Origin of the sequence: Micromonospora sp. NPDC047762 (assembly GCF_043204655.1) — a bacterium.
Lineage (GTDB): Bacteria > Actinomycetota > Actinomycetes > Mycobacteriales > Micromonosporaceae > Micromonospora.
The window spans coordinates 305,381-318,504 of the sequence record NZ_JBIDCQ010000004.1; the positions used below are offsets into that span (position 1 = coordinate 305,381).

The window sequence follows — 13,124 nt, forward strand, 5'->3', positions numbered from 1 at the left end:
TTCGGCGTCCGGGTGTCATGATCCTGTGATGACCGTCGGCGTACGCGAGCAGCCGCGCGGCGCGGACCCGCCGCGCCCGCGACCCGGCGCGCGTTCCGGCCTGGTCGGTTGGCTCACCGGGTTGGCGGTGCTCGCCGGGGTGGGTTACCGGCTCTGGCTTCTGCTGCACGCCGCCCCGCCGACGAACAGCGACGAGGCCACCATGGGGCTGGCCGCGCTGCACATCGCCCGGGGCGAGGGCTTCCCGGTCTGGTTCTACGGCCAGCAGTACATGGGCACGCTGGAGGCGTACCTGGCCGCGCCGGTGTTCGCCCTCGCCGGTGGGCCGTCGCTGCTCGGGCTGCGGTTGCCCACGCTGGCCCTGTACGCGCTGTTCCTGCTGCTGGCTTGGCGGTTGACGCTGCGGCTGACCGGGGACCGGTGGTTCGGGTTGCTGATGGTGGCGCTGCTGGCCCTCGGCTCCGACCGGATCGTCAAGAACCAGCTGATCGCCGGCGGCGGTTACCCCGAGATGAACGCGGCCGGGGCGGCGCTGGCCCTGCTCGCAGTGGATCTCGCCACCGGTCGACCGGGGCGGCGGACGGCCGACACCGAGCGTCCCGACGGGCGGACGGCCGACACCGGGCGACCCGGTTGGCGGCTGGCGCGCTGGGCCGCGTGGGGTTTCCTGGCCGGGCTGATGGTCTGGGTCGACCCGCTCGTGCTGCCGTACGTCGCGGCGACCGGCGCGGTCCTCGTCGGGTTCTGCCGCCGGGAGCTGTGGGGTGCCGCCGGGGCGCTGCTCGGGGCGGCGGCCGTGCTGGGAGCGGCCCCGCTGCTGCTGCACAGCCTGCTGACCGGGCGCAACCCGCTGCGTGCCGTGCTCGCGGCCAGCGGTACGAACGCCAGCACGGGCTGGCCGGACCGGCTGCACGGCGGCCTGGTGCTCGGCCCCGGGCTGGGCATGGGCTTCTGCGCTCCCGGTCAGTGCGCCACCTGGCAACTGTGGTGGGCGCTCGCCCTGCCGCTGCTGCTGGCCATCGCCGCCGCCACCGCCTGGCGGGCCCTGCGCACCTGCGAACCCGATCCTGCCGGTTCTGCCGCTGTGGGCCCCGACGCGGTGTCGCCTCGGGTGGCCGCAACGGCACGGCTGGCGCTCGTGCTGGCCGCGGTGGCCACCCTGGGCGCGTACACGGTGAGCAGTTCCGCCGGGCTCACCCCCGTGGAGAGTTCCCGCTACCTGTCCTGCCTGCTCATCTCCCTGCCGGCGCTGCTCTGGCCGGTGTGGACGGTGGCCCGGCACGGGCTGCGTCGGGCGGCGACCGGCCGACGCGGCGTCGGGTCGACGCTGGCCCGGTCGGTCGCTGTGGTGGTGCTCGCCGCCACGCTGGGCACCGCGGCCCACGCCACCTGGCGGGCAGCGGAGACCGTCCCGGCGACCCGGGCCGCCGAGGCCCGGCACACCGACCTGGTGAGCACCCTGCGCCAGCTCGGCGTACGGCACGTGCGCGCCGGCTACTGGACCTGCAACCGGCTCACCTTCGCCAGCGCGGAGCAGGTGGTCTGCGCGGTCGTCGACGACACCCTGCGCCCCGGTTTCGACCGCTACCCCGCGTACCGGCGGGAGGTGGACAGCGCGGCGGCACCGGCCTGGGTCGCGCCGGCCGGCTCACCCCTGGCGGAGGTGCTCGACGAACGGCAGCGAGTCACACCGGGCACCCTCGACCTGGTCACCATCGAGGGCTGGCGCATCTACCTGCCGCGCTGATCCGGCGCGGCGGCCTCGGTGAGCAGGCCGAGGCGGTGGGCCAGGGCGGCGGCCTCCACCCGGTTGGTCACACCCAGCTTCGCGATGATCCGGGAGACGTGCACGCTCGCCGTCTTCGGCGAGATGAACAGCCGCTCGGCGATCCGGCTGTTGCTGTGCCCCTCAGCGACCAGGCGCAGCACCTCCCGCTCCCGGGCGGTCAACAGGTCTGCTCCGGCCCCGCCCCCGGCGCGCAGGCCGACCCGCCGCGCCAGTGTGGCGGCCGCCTCGACCAGCGGGGTCGCGCCCAGCCGCCGGCCGATCTCGGTGGCCTCGGTGACCGCCGTCGCCGCCTCGTCGCGTTCCCCGGCTGCGGCCGTCGCCTCGCCCAGCGCCAGCAGCGCCCTGCCCAACGGGTAGGGCTGCCCGTCGGCCCGCCACGCGTCGACAGCCGCACGCCACGCCGGCAGCGCCTGGTCGCCGACCGCGAGCAGCGCGGTGACCTGGGCGGCGTGCGCGCGGGCCGCCGGGTGCCGCGCCGGCAGGTCGGTGGCGAGCGCGGCCACCGCCGCGGCCAACTCCCGGTCACCCACCCGCGCCGCGGTACGCGCGGCGGCGCTGAGCACCGGCCAACCCTCCCGGGGCAGGCGCGGCAGGCTCTCGTCGGCCACCGCGACGCGGGCCGCGCGTACCGCCTCGACCTTGTCGTCCGCGGCCAGCGCCGCCTCGATCGCCAGCTCGTGCAGGGGCAGGCGGTGGTTCGGCCACAGGTACGGTCGATTGAGGAAGGTGAGCGCCCGGTCGACCAGTTCGTCGGCGCCCGGGTGGGCGCGGGCCAGCCGCAGCCCGGCGCCCAACTGGATCCAGTGCAGACTGGTGACGCCGGACAGGTCGATCCGGGCGGCCTCTCCGCAGACCGCCTCGGCCTCGTCCCACCGACCCAACGCGATGAGCGCCTCAGCCCGGTTGGAGAGCAGGTACGCCCCGGTGGAGCGGCTGATCCCCACCCGTCGCGCCTCGGCCACGCCGGCCTCGGCGGCCTCCGCGGACTCGGCGTAGCGGCCCAACTCGCAGAGCACGTCGGACTGGTACACCCGGGCGAGCACCAGGGCCGTGGAGTCTCCGGACTCGCGGACGACGGCCTCAGCCTGGCTCAGCTCGGCCAACCCCCGCTCCAGGTCCCGCTCGCCGTGGCAGAGCAGGGCGATCCGCGTGTGCAGCAGCGCCAGGTCCTCGCCGAGTGCCTTGCCGTCCACGGCAGCCTCGGCAGCCACCCGGGCCGCGTGTCCGGGGTCGATCTTGACCATGTGCGCGGCTATGTCGGCGAGCAGCCGAACCCGCGCCACGTCACGGGGGCCGCCGGCGGCCAGCCGGTACGCCTCATCCAGCTCCCGGCGGCCGTCACTCTTGCCGAGCAGGGCCATCAGCCGACCCCGCTGGTTGAGCAGGCGGGCGGCGCGCAGCGGTGCGGCGTCGGTGTCCACCTCGGCCAGGCCGGCCCGGGTCAGCGTGATGGCCCGGCTGAAGTCGCCGGCCGTGACCGCCGCGGCCAGGGTCTGCTCCAGCAACGCCAGATGGTCCATGCCGAGCAGGTCGGCGGCGTCCGGCACCAGTTCCCACAACTCCAGCGCCCGCTCCAGCAGTCGGCGCTGCTCGGCGTACGCGTAGCGGTCGGCGGCGGCGCACGCGGCGGCTCGTGCGGCGACGAGGGCGCGCGGGTGGTCGTGCGCGGCGTACCAGTGGTGGGCGATCTCGGCCGGGGCCCGGCCGGCGGCGACGAGGTGCGGCTGGGCCTCGATGGCGGCGGCGAAGCGGGCGTGCAGCCGGGCGTGCTCACCGGGCAACAACTCGTCGTGGACGGCCTCGCGGACCAGCGCGTGTCGGAACTCGTAGTCACCGTCCCGGTCGGCCACCACCAACTGGGCTGCGACGGCGGCGCGTAACGCGTCCTCCAGCTCGGTTTCGGGCAGCCTGGCGACCTCGGCGAGCAGGTCGTGGGCGAACCGGGTGCCGCCGGCGGCCGCGATCCGCAACACCCGCTGCGCCGGCTCCGGAAGCCGGTCCACCCGGGCCAGCAGCAGGTCACGCAGCGTCTCGGGCAGCGCCGCGCAGCCGATCGGGTCACCGGCGACGGCCAACTCCTCGATGAAGAAGGGGTTGCCCTGGGTACGGTCGTGGACGTCGTCGACGGCGCGGGCGGGCGGCTCGGCGCCGAGCAGGTCGGCGAGGATCGCGGCGGTGCCGTCGCGGTCCAGGCGAGCCAGCTCGACCCGCTCCACACCCCGGGCCCGATCCAGCTCGGCGAGGAACGGGCGCAGCGGGTGCCCGCGCTGCAACTCGTCGGTGCGGTAGGTGCAGACCAGCAGCAGCCGGCCCGGCCTCGCCGCCCGGACGAGGAAACCGATGAGGTCGCGGGTGGAACGGTCGGCCCAGTGCAGGTCCTCGATGATCAGGACCAGCGGGCGAGCATCGGCCAGCCGCTGGAACAGCTCGGCGACCAGGTCGAACAGGTAGCCGCGCGGGGCGTCGTTGAGCGGGACGGCGCGCGGGGTGGTCAGCGCCGCGGAGGCACGGCCCAGCTCCGGCAGGAGCGGAGCGAACTCCGCCTCGTAACCGGCGAAGACCTCGGGGCCGTCCGCGCGGAGCACCGCCCGCAACGCGGCGGCGAACGGCGCGAACGGCAGACCCGCCTCGCCCAGCTCCAGGCACTGGCCGACGAGCACCCGCGCCGCGCCCTCGGTGGCCCAGCCCGCGAACTCCTCCAGCAGCCGGGTCTTACCCACCCCAGCCTCGCCGCCGACCAGCACGGCGGTCGGCTCCCCGGCCCGCGCCCGGCCCAGCGCGTCTCGTAGTGCCACGGTCTCGCGGTGGCGCCCGACGAGGACGGAGCTGGCGGCGCGTACGGTCACGTGTTCGAGCATGCCATGGCGGCCCACCCCGCCGGCCCCGCCGATCGGCCGGCGGCCGGGCGGCGGGGTCGGATCGGGTCGAGCGGCCAGCCCGCCGGGCGCGGTGGACGTGGCAGCCACGCCGGGCGCGGTGGACGTGGCAGCCACGCTGAGCGCGGTCACCGGCGGGCGTCGCCGGTGCGACCGGCCTGCCTGCGCCGGCCCAGCCACCCGCGGCTGACCGGACGGGACAGCGACCGGGCGAGCCGGTCGGCGGCAGCGTCGGCGCGCAGCTCGGCGGCGTGGGTACGGTGCAGGGTGAGCAGGAAATCTGCGTCGTTGCCGAACATGTCGGGCTCCTTCGTGGCGTCGTCGTCTTCTGCTGACGACTCTTCGCGCGAAGGCCCCACTCGGGCATGGGCACGGTGCCTCATCTTCCGCGCCCACAGCCTCCTTACCCGGCCACTCAGGGCGCTCACGGCGACGTAAGGTACTCAGCTGCCCCGGCACCCGGACGCGGATCAACCGGGCCGGCGGCGACCACTAGACTCTGCGGCATGGCAAAGCCCCAGGAGAAGGTCTCGTTCGGCCAGCGGCTGAAGCAGATCGGGATGGTGTTCCAGTTCACCGCCAAGCAGGACCGGTGGTTCGCGCCGTTGGTCGCCGCAGCGGTGCTGCTCCCGCTCGCGCTCACCGTGGTCGCGGTCATCCTCTGGGGCTGGATCTGGCTGCCGCTGGGCATCCTGTTCATCCTGCTCGCGGTGCTGATCGTGCTCAACCTTCGGTCCAACAAGGCGATGATGAACGCCGCCGAGGGACAACCCGGCGCGGCGGCGCAGATCATGGAGAACATGCGCGGCGACTGGCGGGTGACCCCGGCGGTCAGCTCGACCACCCAGATGGACATGGTCCACCTGGTGATCGGCCGCCCGGGCGTGATCCTGCTGGCCGAGGGCAACCCGCAGCGGGTGCGCGGCCTGCTCGGCCAGGAGAAGCGGCGGCTGTCCAAGGTGATCGGCTCCGCTCCCCTGCACGACTATGTGATCGGGCAGGAGGAAGGCGAGCTGCCGATCCGCAAGCTGCGGACCACGCTGCTGCGCCTGCCCCGCGCCCTCTCCGGCAAGGACGTCAACTCGCTGGACAAGCGACTCAAGGCGCTCACCGCCCGGCCACAGATGCCCAAGGGCGCGATCCCGAAGAACATGCGGCCGCCGGGCGCCTTCCGCCAGTCGCGGGGCCGCTGACCCCCCAGGTGTACGCGTAAAGGAGCCGGACCCACACGGGTCCGGCTCTTTCGCGTCGTGGCGTCAAACGCGCCCCGCCCATCCCGCCCGCCGCCCTCCCCTGCCCTCGTCGATCATGGAGTTGTGGTGGGTGACAAAGTGCCTGCATCAGACCAAACCAGGCACCACAACTCCATGATCGACGAGGCCGGGCTCCCCCTCCTCCGCGATCTTGCACTTTCTGTTGCGACATAAGCGGGCATCTCGTGTATATCGGCGACAGGAATTGCAAGATCGACGCGGGCCCGGGGGGTTCTGGAGTGGCGACCCTGGGATCGGAACTCGCCGTGCGACCTGGGCCAGCACCGATCACTGACGCACGGCGCTGTCCCTGACGTAGTGGCATCGTGCGTAGCGGGGGCCATCACATCCTGGATTGGGCGCGATCTTGCCGGGAGCCGTGGTGGCGGGAGCCGGGAGCCGTGTGGCGGGAGCCGGGAGCCGCGCGGCGGGAGCCGGGAGCCGCGCGGCGGGAGCCGGGAGCCGCGCGGCGGGAGCCGGGAGCCGCGCGGCGGGAGCCGGGTGGCGGGGAGGCGGGGAGCGGGCTCGGCGTGGGTCGGGTCAGGCGCGGGGGGCGTCGACGATGACCGAGCCGGCGATTCGGTCGTGCAGGCCGCGTCGGTGCTCGTCCATGATCAGTGCGGGGACGACGAGGGCCAGCAGGAGGCCACGGATCAGCCCCCGGAGCACGCCGATCCGGCCGCCGTCGTTCCAGCTCACACAGCGGATCTTGGTGATGAACATGCCCGGAGTCTGGGCGAACAGGCCGAGGAAGATGCCGTACACCAGGACCAACACCAGCACCGGGGCCCAGCCGTCGCGTACCGGGTCGGCGAAGAAGTTGGACACCAGCAGGCAGAGCACCCAGTCGATGATCAGCGCCCCGAACCGCCGACCGAGGCTCGGCGCGGTGAAGGTGGGATCGGTGGCCGGCGCTGCCGGGAGGTGCGGATTGGTCACAGCGGTCAAGGGTATCCGCGCCGGGGTGAGGGCTTGCCGGGTGCCGCCGCCACTGTGTGCCGATTCAGGCCAAAGCGATCAGATGTCATTACACTGGCACAGTCGGTACGGCGTCCCTGGCGGGCCGGAGGCGTGGACGGGGCGCCACTGACGCTCCGCGAGGGACGTAACACGGCAGAAACAACGGAGACACGGCCGGGCAACCCCCCGGCCCTAGCGTCGCCAGAAGCCTAGCCACCCCGTGGACGTGCCAGGAGGATGTGTGTTCGCCAATCCCGAGGAACTGCTGCGATACCTCAAGAACGAGGACGTGAAGTTCGTCGACGTTCGTTTCTGTGACCTGCCCGGCGTGATGCAGCACTTCAACCTGCCGGTCGAGTCCGTCAACGACGACCTCTTCACCGACGGCCTCGCGTTCGACGGTTCGTCGATCCGCGGTTTCCAGGCGATCCACGAGTCGGACATGCTCCTGCTCCCGGATGTCGCCACCGCGTTCATCGACCCGTTCCGCGCGCAGAAGACGCTCGCGCTCAACTTCTTCATCCACGACCCGTTCACCCGCGAGGCCTACAGCCGCGACCCGCGCAACGTGGCGAAGAAGGCCGAGGCGTACCTGGCGGCGAGCGGCATCGCCGACACCGCCTACTTCGGCGCCGAGGCGGAGTTCTACATCTTCGACTCGATCCGCCACGAGACCTCGGCGCACCAGTCGTTCTACTACATCGACTCGATCGAGGGCGCCTGGAACACCGGCCGCGAAGAGCCGGGCGGCAACCGCGGTTACAAGACCGCGTACAAGGGCGGCTACTTCCCCGTCCCGCCGGTCGACCACTACGCCGACCTGCGTGACTCGATCGTGCGCCGCCTGGTCGACACCGGCTTCAACGTGGAGCGCTCGCACCACGAGGTGGGCACCGCCGGCCAGTCCGAGATCAACTACCGGTTCTCCACCCTGCTGCACGCCGGTGACCAGCTCCAGCTCTTCAAGTACATCGTGAAGAACGAGGCCTGGGCCAACGGCAAGACCGCGACGTTCATGCCCAAGCCGCTGTTCGGCGACAACGGCTCCGGCATGCACACCCACCAGAGCCTCTGGCTCAACGGTGAGCCGCTGTTCTACGACGAGACCGGCTACGCCGGCCTGTCCGACATGGCCCGCTGGTACATCGGCGGTCTGCTGCACCACGCGCCGTCGCTGCTGGCCTTCACCAACCCGACGATCAACTCGTACCGTCGCCTGGTGCCGGGCTACGAGGCGCCGGTCAACCTGGTCTACTCGCAGCGCAACCGCTCTGCCTGCACCCGCATCCCGGTGACCGGCAGCAACGCCAAGGCCAAGCGCGTCGAGTTCCGCGTCCCGGACCCGTCGGCCAACGTCTACCTGGCCTTCTCGGCCATGATGATGGCCGGCCTGGACGGCATCAAGAGCAAGATGGAGCCGCCGACGCCGATCGACAAGGACCTCTACGACCTCCCGCCGGAGGAGTGGGGCGACGTCAAGCAGGTGCCGGGCTCGCTGTCGGCAGTGCTCGACTCGCTGGAGGCCGACCACGACTACCTGCTCGACGGCGGCGTCTTCACCCCCGACCTGATCTCCACCTGGGTCGACTGGAAGCGCGCCAACGAGGTCGACCCGGTGCGTCTGCGACCGACCCCGCACGAGTTCGCCATGTACTACGACTGCTGAGCAGTCGCTCGAAACACCGGCCGGGCCGGCTCCGCTCACCGCGGAGCCGGCCCGGCTCGCTGTGTGCCACCCCCCGACATACCTTCGCGTCCGATATATTGCTCCGGTGGACACGCCTCTGCGCGAACCGACCTTCCTGATCCTCACCGCGCTGGCCGCCCAGCCGATGCACGGCTACGGGCTGATCGGTGAGGTCGCCGCCCTCTCCGACAACCGCGTGTCGCTACGCCCCGGGACGCTCTACGGTGCGCTCGACCGGCTGGTCGACACCGGCCTCGTCGAGGTCGACCGGGAGGAGGTGGTGGACGGCCGACTGCGCCGCTACTACCGCCTCTCCCGCGCTGGTGAGACCACGTTGAGTACCGAGACCGAGCGGCTGCGCCGCAACGTCGACGCCGCCACCGCCCGGCTGTCCAAGCGGACTCGCGCCGCCCTCCCGGTCACCCCACGCACGGCCGGAGGCTTGGCATGAACGACCTGGAACGCCGCTACCTCCGGCTGCTGCGCGCGTACCCCGCCGACTACCGGCGCGCCCGCGGCGCCGAAATCGTCGGCACCTACCTCGACCTGGCCGCCCTTGACCAACGCTGGCCGACGCCGGCGGACGCCGCGGACCTGGTGCGCGGCGGCCTCCGCCAGCGGCTGCGGGCCGCGGGCGTCACCGACCTGATCCCCGGGGTACGCCTCGCGGCGCTGCTGGCCCTGGTCACCGCCAGCGCCCTGGCCGGTGTCTGGGGTACGGCAGAGCTGCACCCGCCGCCCGCCGAGTGGGGCGTCCCCCACGTCGGCCCGTTCGTCTCGCTCGGTGTCGTCACGTGGGCGGCATGGCTGCTGGCGGCGGTGGTGATCGCCGTCGCGCCGAGCCGGGCCGCCCGGTGGGCCATCACCCTCGCGCTGGTGCTCACGATCGCGCTGCCACCGGTGGCCGCGGCGCTCGACGCACTCCGACCGCCGCTGATGGTGCTGCTGCCGCAGGTGGTCCTGGGCCTGCTGGGGCTCGCCCTGCCCGATCGACCGTCCCGGGCGATCCGCCTCGCGCCGGCGCTGTCCGCGCTGTTGGCGGTGCTGGCGACGGAGTTCCTGGTGGGCCTGGATGCGGTCGGCAGCTACTACGGCGCCACCCTGGAGATCTTCCTGCCGTCCGTCGGCGGACTGATGCTGGCCGTCGGGGCACTGTTGGCCATGGGGCTGGCACTGGGCGGGGACACCCGCGGCGGCTGGGCGCTCGTCACACTGCTCACTCCCGCCGGCTTCCTGGCGGTGCCCGGCCTGGCTGACAACTTCGGCGCGGCACAGGGCGCCGTCACCTTCGCGGAGCTGGCAGTGACCGCTGTCGCCGTCGCGCTCGCCGGTCCCGCCGTACTGTTCCTGAGCGTCCTGTTCCGCTCTCGCCGGGCCTCCACCCCCCAGCCCTCAACCCAGCCCTGCCCCACCTGCGGCGCGCGAGCCTAGCCCCCCACCCCCTCAACCCCGCCCCGCCCCGCCGGGCCCCGTCCCGCCCGACGCTGACGATCATGAGGTTGGCGAGGCGCTGCGTCCGAACTGCACCCGCAACCTCATGATCAACGGCGTCCACGGCGGGCGGTGCGGAGGAGCACGGTCAGGAGCAGGGCGGTCATCGCCAGGGCACCGGGTGCCTTGGTGACGCGGGCCAGGTTGGTGCCGTCGGGCAGGGCGAGGAAGGCTGCCGCAGCGGTGGGCAGCACGAACCACGTCGTACGGGCGGCGGTGAGCGCGAGCAGCGCCAGCGGCCAGGTCGCGTACCAGGGGTGGAAGACCGGGGACAGGACGACGGTGGCGACCAGTGCCAACGCCGCGCCGTGCAGCGCCACCCGGGACCGCACCACCGGAGGACACCCACGCTCAGGGCGCGCGAACCCCGAGGGTGTGCCACCGGGAGACGCCCCCACGCGAGCAGCCACCTCGTGACCCGCGACCCCGGAACGTCCCGCCTCGGGACACTGGAACTCGTCGACGGACCCACCCCGATGAGCTGCGACGTCGTTCAGTCCGCGCAGGGTTCGCCAGGCCCGCCACCAGAGCACCAGCAGCACCCCGACGAGCAGCAGCAGCGCGACCGCTCGGACCACCGGCACCGCCTGCGGGTCCCGGCCGACCAGCGCGCCGGCGTAGTCGGCCACGAATCCCACGGCGGTGGGTGGCGACGTCCACTGCTCCGAGTCGCCACTGTGGGTCAGCCCGCCCACCCAGCCGAAGCCGAGGCCGGACACCGCGGAGGTGACCAGCAGCGCGGCGAGCAGCCCTCCGGCCAGCCATCCAGCGTGGCGCAGCAGTGCCCGAACGGTGTGCTGGTCGGGCATCCCGGCCAGCACCGCGAACGGCACCACCACCGCGGCGCTGGCCTTCACCGTGACGGCCAGCCCGAGCAGCGTTCCGGCCAGCAGCAGCGCCGCCGGCCGACCTGGTCGCCGGACCACTACCAGCAGTCCACACAGCAGCAGGCCCAGCATCACGGCGTCGTTGTGCGAGCCGGCCACCAGGTGTACGCCGACCAGGGGACCGGCCAGCGCCAACCAGACCGCCCGCCGGGCCGGCACCCCGGCCGCCCGGGCCAGAGCGGGAAGGCAGAGCGCGGCCAGCAGCAGCCCTGCCACGGCGATCACGCGCAGCGCCACGATGGTCCCGGTGAGCCCGCCGCCGAGGCCGACGGCGAGGGCCGCGAGCAGGACGAAGACCGGACCGTACGGTGCCGGGGTGTCCCGCCAGATCGGTGCCACGGTGTCCAGCCAGGGGCAGCCCGCAGCCGCCACCCCCACTGTGTACGGGTCGACGCCGTGCGCGTACGTCCAGCCCTGGCAGGCGTACGAGTAGACGTCCCGGCTGCCCAGCGGTGGCGCGAGCAGCAGCGGTAGCGCCCACAGCCCGGCGGTGACGTACGCCCAACGGGTCGACGGCGCACCCTCGCGCAGTGACCACCACGCCCCGACCAGCAGCACGGTGCCGATCAGCCAGCAGGTCAGCGTCGCCGGGCCGTCCGGGGTCCGCCAGATCGACGCGGGTGTCACGCCCAGCGGGGCGTCGGGCAGTGCCCCACCGAGGTATCCGGCCACGGCGAGCAGAACCGCCCCGAACAGGCCGGCGTACCGGGAGAGAGAGGCACCGGGAGCGGTCACCGGCGCACCTTCCCTCAGTCGGCGGCGACCGGCTGACGGGCCGCCCGAGCCGACCGTACCAACCGGATGACCAGCACGATCACCAACAGCGTCATCAGCGGCGCCCCGACCGTCTTGGTGTACCGGGGCAGCCCGGTGCCGTCGGGCAGCACCAGGAAGGACGCGACCAGGGCGACCACTGTGAACCATCTGGTCCGCTGGGCGGTGGCCGCGAGCACGAACAGCGGCCAGGTCCAGTACCAGGGGTGCACGACGGGGGCGAGCGCGACGGTGAGGGCGAGCGCGAGGCCGGCGTGGTACAGCGGGTCGCGGGTACGGGCCCGCCACCAGAGCCAGACGAGTAGCACCGCCAGGAGGACCACGGCGATTCCGCGAGTGACCGGGAGCGCGTCGATGTGACCACCGAACAGCGCCGCGACGTAACCGACAGTCTGCCCCACCGCGGTCGACGGGGACGTCCAGGCGATGGCGGCGCCACCCTGGGACAGCCCGCCGATCCAACCGAAGTCCAGCCCACCGAGGACGGTCACGCCGACCACTGTGGCTACGGTGCCGCCGACCACCCAGCCGCCGTCGCGGATCAGCGTGCGGATCCGGTACGGCCCGGCGGTGGCGGCCAGCGCGGCGAACGGCACCACCACCACGGCGGTCACCTTGATCGCCACCGCGACCCCGAGGAGGAGCCCGCCGACCAGCAGCATTCCGCGCCGGCCCGGGTGCGCCGCCACCACGGCCAGCCCACCGACCAACGCGGCGAGCATCAGCACGTCGTTGTGCGGGCCACCGATCAGGTGCGCGGCGACCAGCGGGGAACCCAACGCCAGCCACACCGCCCGCTTCGCCGGCACACCGGCCCGACGCGCCAGCGCCGGCAGTGCCCACGCGGTGAGGACGACGCCGACCAGCGACAGCGCACGGAACAGCACGATGCTGGCGGTCAGCGACCCGGTGGCCTTGACCACGGCGCCCGCGACGAGCACGAACAGCGGCCCGTACGGCGCCGGGGTGTCGCGCCAGATGACCGAGACCGTGTCCAGCCAGGGGCAGGGCAGCGCGGAGACACCCTGCTCGTACGGGCTGAGGCCGCCGACGAAGCTGGCGCCCTGGCAGGCGTACGCGTACACGTCCCGGCTGCCGAACGGCGGTGCGATCAGCAACGGCAGCAGCCAGAGCCCGACGGTGACCAGGGCCCAGCGCGTCGAGGGTCCCCCGTCACGTAGCGCCCACCAGGCGTACGCCATCAGGCCGGTGCCGACCAGCCAGGCGGCGAGGATCAGCGGGCCGTTGGGCCCCTGCCAGATGCTGACCGGGGTGCTGCGCAGGGGGCCGCCGGGAAACGCGCCGCCGAGGAAGGCGGACAGCGCGAGCAGCATCGAGCCGGCCAGGCCGGTCCAGCGCGCGAGGTGGGAAGGCACGCCGGACATGCTGCCAGCCCGTCGGTGGGAG

General features: G+C 73.3%; 10 protein-coding genes. 5 read left to right on the forward strand and 5 right to left on the reverse strand.

Annotation, left to right across the window (positions count from 1 at the left end; all coding sequences use genetic code 11):
• The first annotated feature begins 28 nt into the window (after positions 1–28).
• Positions 29–1,747 (forward strand): hypothetical protein, encoded by a 1,719-nt coding sequence (locus tag ACGF3C_RS15370; protein ID WP_393222297.1) that lies wholly within the window; start codon positions 29–31, stop codon positions 1,745–1,747.
• On the opposite strand, the gene ACGF3C_RS15375 is transcribed toward ACGF3C_RS15370, so the two are convergent.
• Together ACGF3C_RS15375 and ACGF3C_RS15380 are read right to left on the reverse strand one after the other, a co-directional pair.
• Positions 1,732–4,797, reverse strand: coding sequence for an AAA family ATPase (locus ACGF3C_RS15375; RefSeq protein WP_393222300.1), 3,066 nt, complete (start codon positions 4,795–4,797; stop codon positions 1,732–1,734). The genes ACGF3C_RS15370 and ACGF3C_RS15375 overlap by 16 nt on opposite strands.
• Positions 4,794–4,964, reverse strand: coding sequence for a hypothetical protein (locus ACGF3C_RS15380; RefSeq protein WP_167362519.1), 171 nt, complete (start codon positions 4,962–4,964; stop codon positions 4,794–4,796). The genes ACGF3C_RS15375 and ACGF3C_RS15380 overlap by 4 nt, the downstream gene beginning before the upstream one ends.
• Before the next feature lie 207 nt (positions 4,965–5,171).
• On the opposite strand from ACGF3C_RS15380, the gene ACGF3C_RS15385 reads away from it, so the two are divergent.
• Positions 5,172–5,858: a DUF4191 domain-containing protein gene (locus ACGF3C_RS15385; protein WP_145779624.1), complete on the forward strand. Its 687-nt coding sequence runs from the start codon at positions 5,172–5,174 to the stop codon at positions 5,856–5,858.
• A 600-nt stretch (positions 5,859–6,458) separates the two neighbouring features.
• On the opposite strand, the gene ACGF3C_RS15390 is transcribed toward ACGF3C_RS15385, so the two are convergent.
• Positions 6,459–6,857 carry an RDD family protein gene (locus ACGF3C_RS15390; RefSeq protein ID WP_357231084.1) on the reverse strand — a complete coding sequence of 133 codons (399 nt, stop codon included), beginning with the start codon at positions 6,855–6,857 and terminating at the stop codon, positions 6,459–6,461.
• A gap of 262 nt (positions 6,858–7,119) precedes the next feature.
• On the opposite strand from ACGF3C_RS15390, the gene glnA reads away from it, so the two are divergent.
• The 3 genes from glnA (at position 7,120) to ACGF3C_RS15405 (ending at position 9,996) form a co-directional block, all read left to right on the forward strand.
• Positions 7,120–8,544, forward strand: a complete 1,425-nt coding sequence (glnA, locus tag ACGF3C_RS15395) for a type I glutamate--ammonia ligase (RefSeq protein WP_355007781.1) — start codon at positions 7,120–7,122, stop codon at positions 8,542–8,544.
• A 106-nt stretch (positions 8,545–8,650) separates the two neighbouring features.
• Positions 8,651–9,016, forward strand: coding sequence for a PadR family transcriptional regulator (locus ACGF3C_RS15400; RefSeq protein ID WP_393222306.1), 366 nt, complete (start codon positions 8,651–8,653; stop codon positions 9,014–9,016).
• Positions 9,013–9,996 (forward strand): hypothetical protein, encoded by a 984-nt coding sequence (locus ACGF3C_RS15405; RefSeq protein ID WP_393222309.1) that lies wholly within the window; start codon positions 9,013–9,015, stop codon positions 9,994–9,996. The genes ACGF3C_RS15400 and ACGF3C_RS15405 overlap by 4 nt, the downstream gene beginning before the upstream one ends.
• Before the next feature lie 110 nt (positions 9,997–10,106).
• Here ACGF3C_RS15405 and mptB (ACGF3C_RS15410) read toward each other — a convergent pair whose 3' ends face one another.
• Both mptB (ACGF3C_RS15410) and mptB (ACGF3C_RS15415) read right to left on the reverse strand, forming a co-directional pair.
• Positions 10,107–11,678 carry a polyprenol phosphomannose-dependent alpha 1,6 mannosyltransferase MptB gene (mptB, locus tag ACGF3C_RS15410; RefSeq protein ID WP_393222312.1) on the reverse strand — a complete coding sequence of 524 codons (1,572 nt, stop codon included), beginning with the start codon at positions 11,676–11,678 and terminating at the stop codon, positions 10,107–10,109.
• A 14-nt stretch (positions 11,679–11,692) separates the two neighbouring features.
• Positions 11,693–13,102, reverse strand: coding sequence for a polyprenol phosphomannose-dependent alpha 1,6 mannosyltransferase MptB (gene mptB / locus ACGF3C_RS15415; RefSeq protein ID WP_393222315.1), 1,410 nt, complete (start codon positions 13,100–13,102; stop codon positions 11,693–11,695).
• Positions 13,103–13,124 lie beyond the last annotated feature (22 nt).

What these genes read in the sequence shown, in the direction of transcription:
- ACGF3C_RS15370 (WP_393222297.1), top strand. Translation starts at nt 29, where the DNA reads ATGACCGTCGGCGTACGCGAGCAGCCGCGCGGCGCGGACCCGCCGCGC.
- ACGF3C_RS15380 (WP_167362519.1), bottom strand. Translation starts at nt 4,964, where the DNA reads ATGTTCGGCAACGACGCAGATTTCCTGCTCACCCTGCACCGTACCCAC.
- ACGF3C_RS15385 (WP_145779624.1), top strand. Translation starts at nt 5,172, where the DNA reads ATGGCAAAGCCCCAGGAGAAGGTCTCGTTCGGCCAGCGGCTGAAGCAG.
- ACGF3C_RS15405 (WP_393222309.1), top strand. Translation starts at nt 9,013, where the DNA reads ATGAACGACCTGGAACGCCGCTACCTCCGGCTGCTGCGCGCGTACCCC.
- mptB (WP_393222315.1), bottom strand. Translation starts at nt 13,102, where the DNA reads ATGTCCGGCGTGCCTTCCCACCTCGCGCGCTGGACCGGCCTGGCCGGC.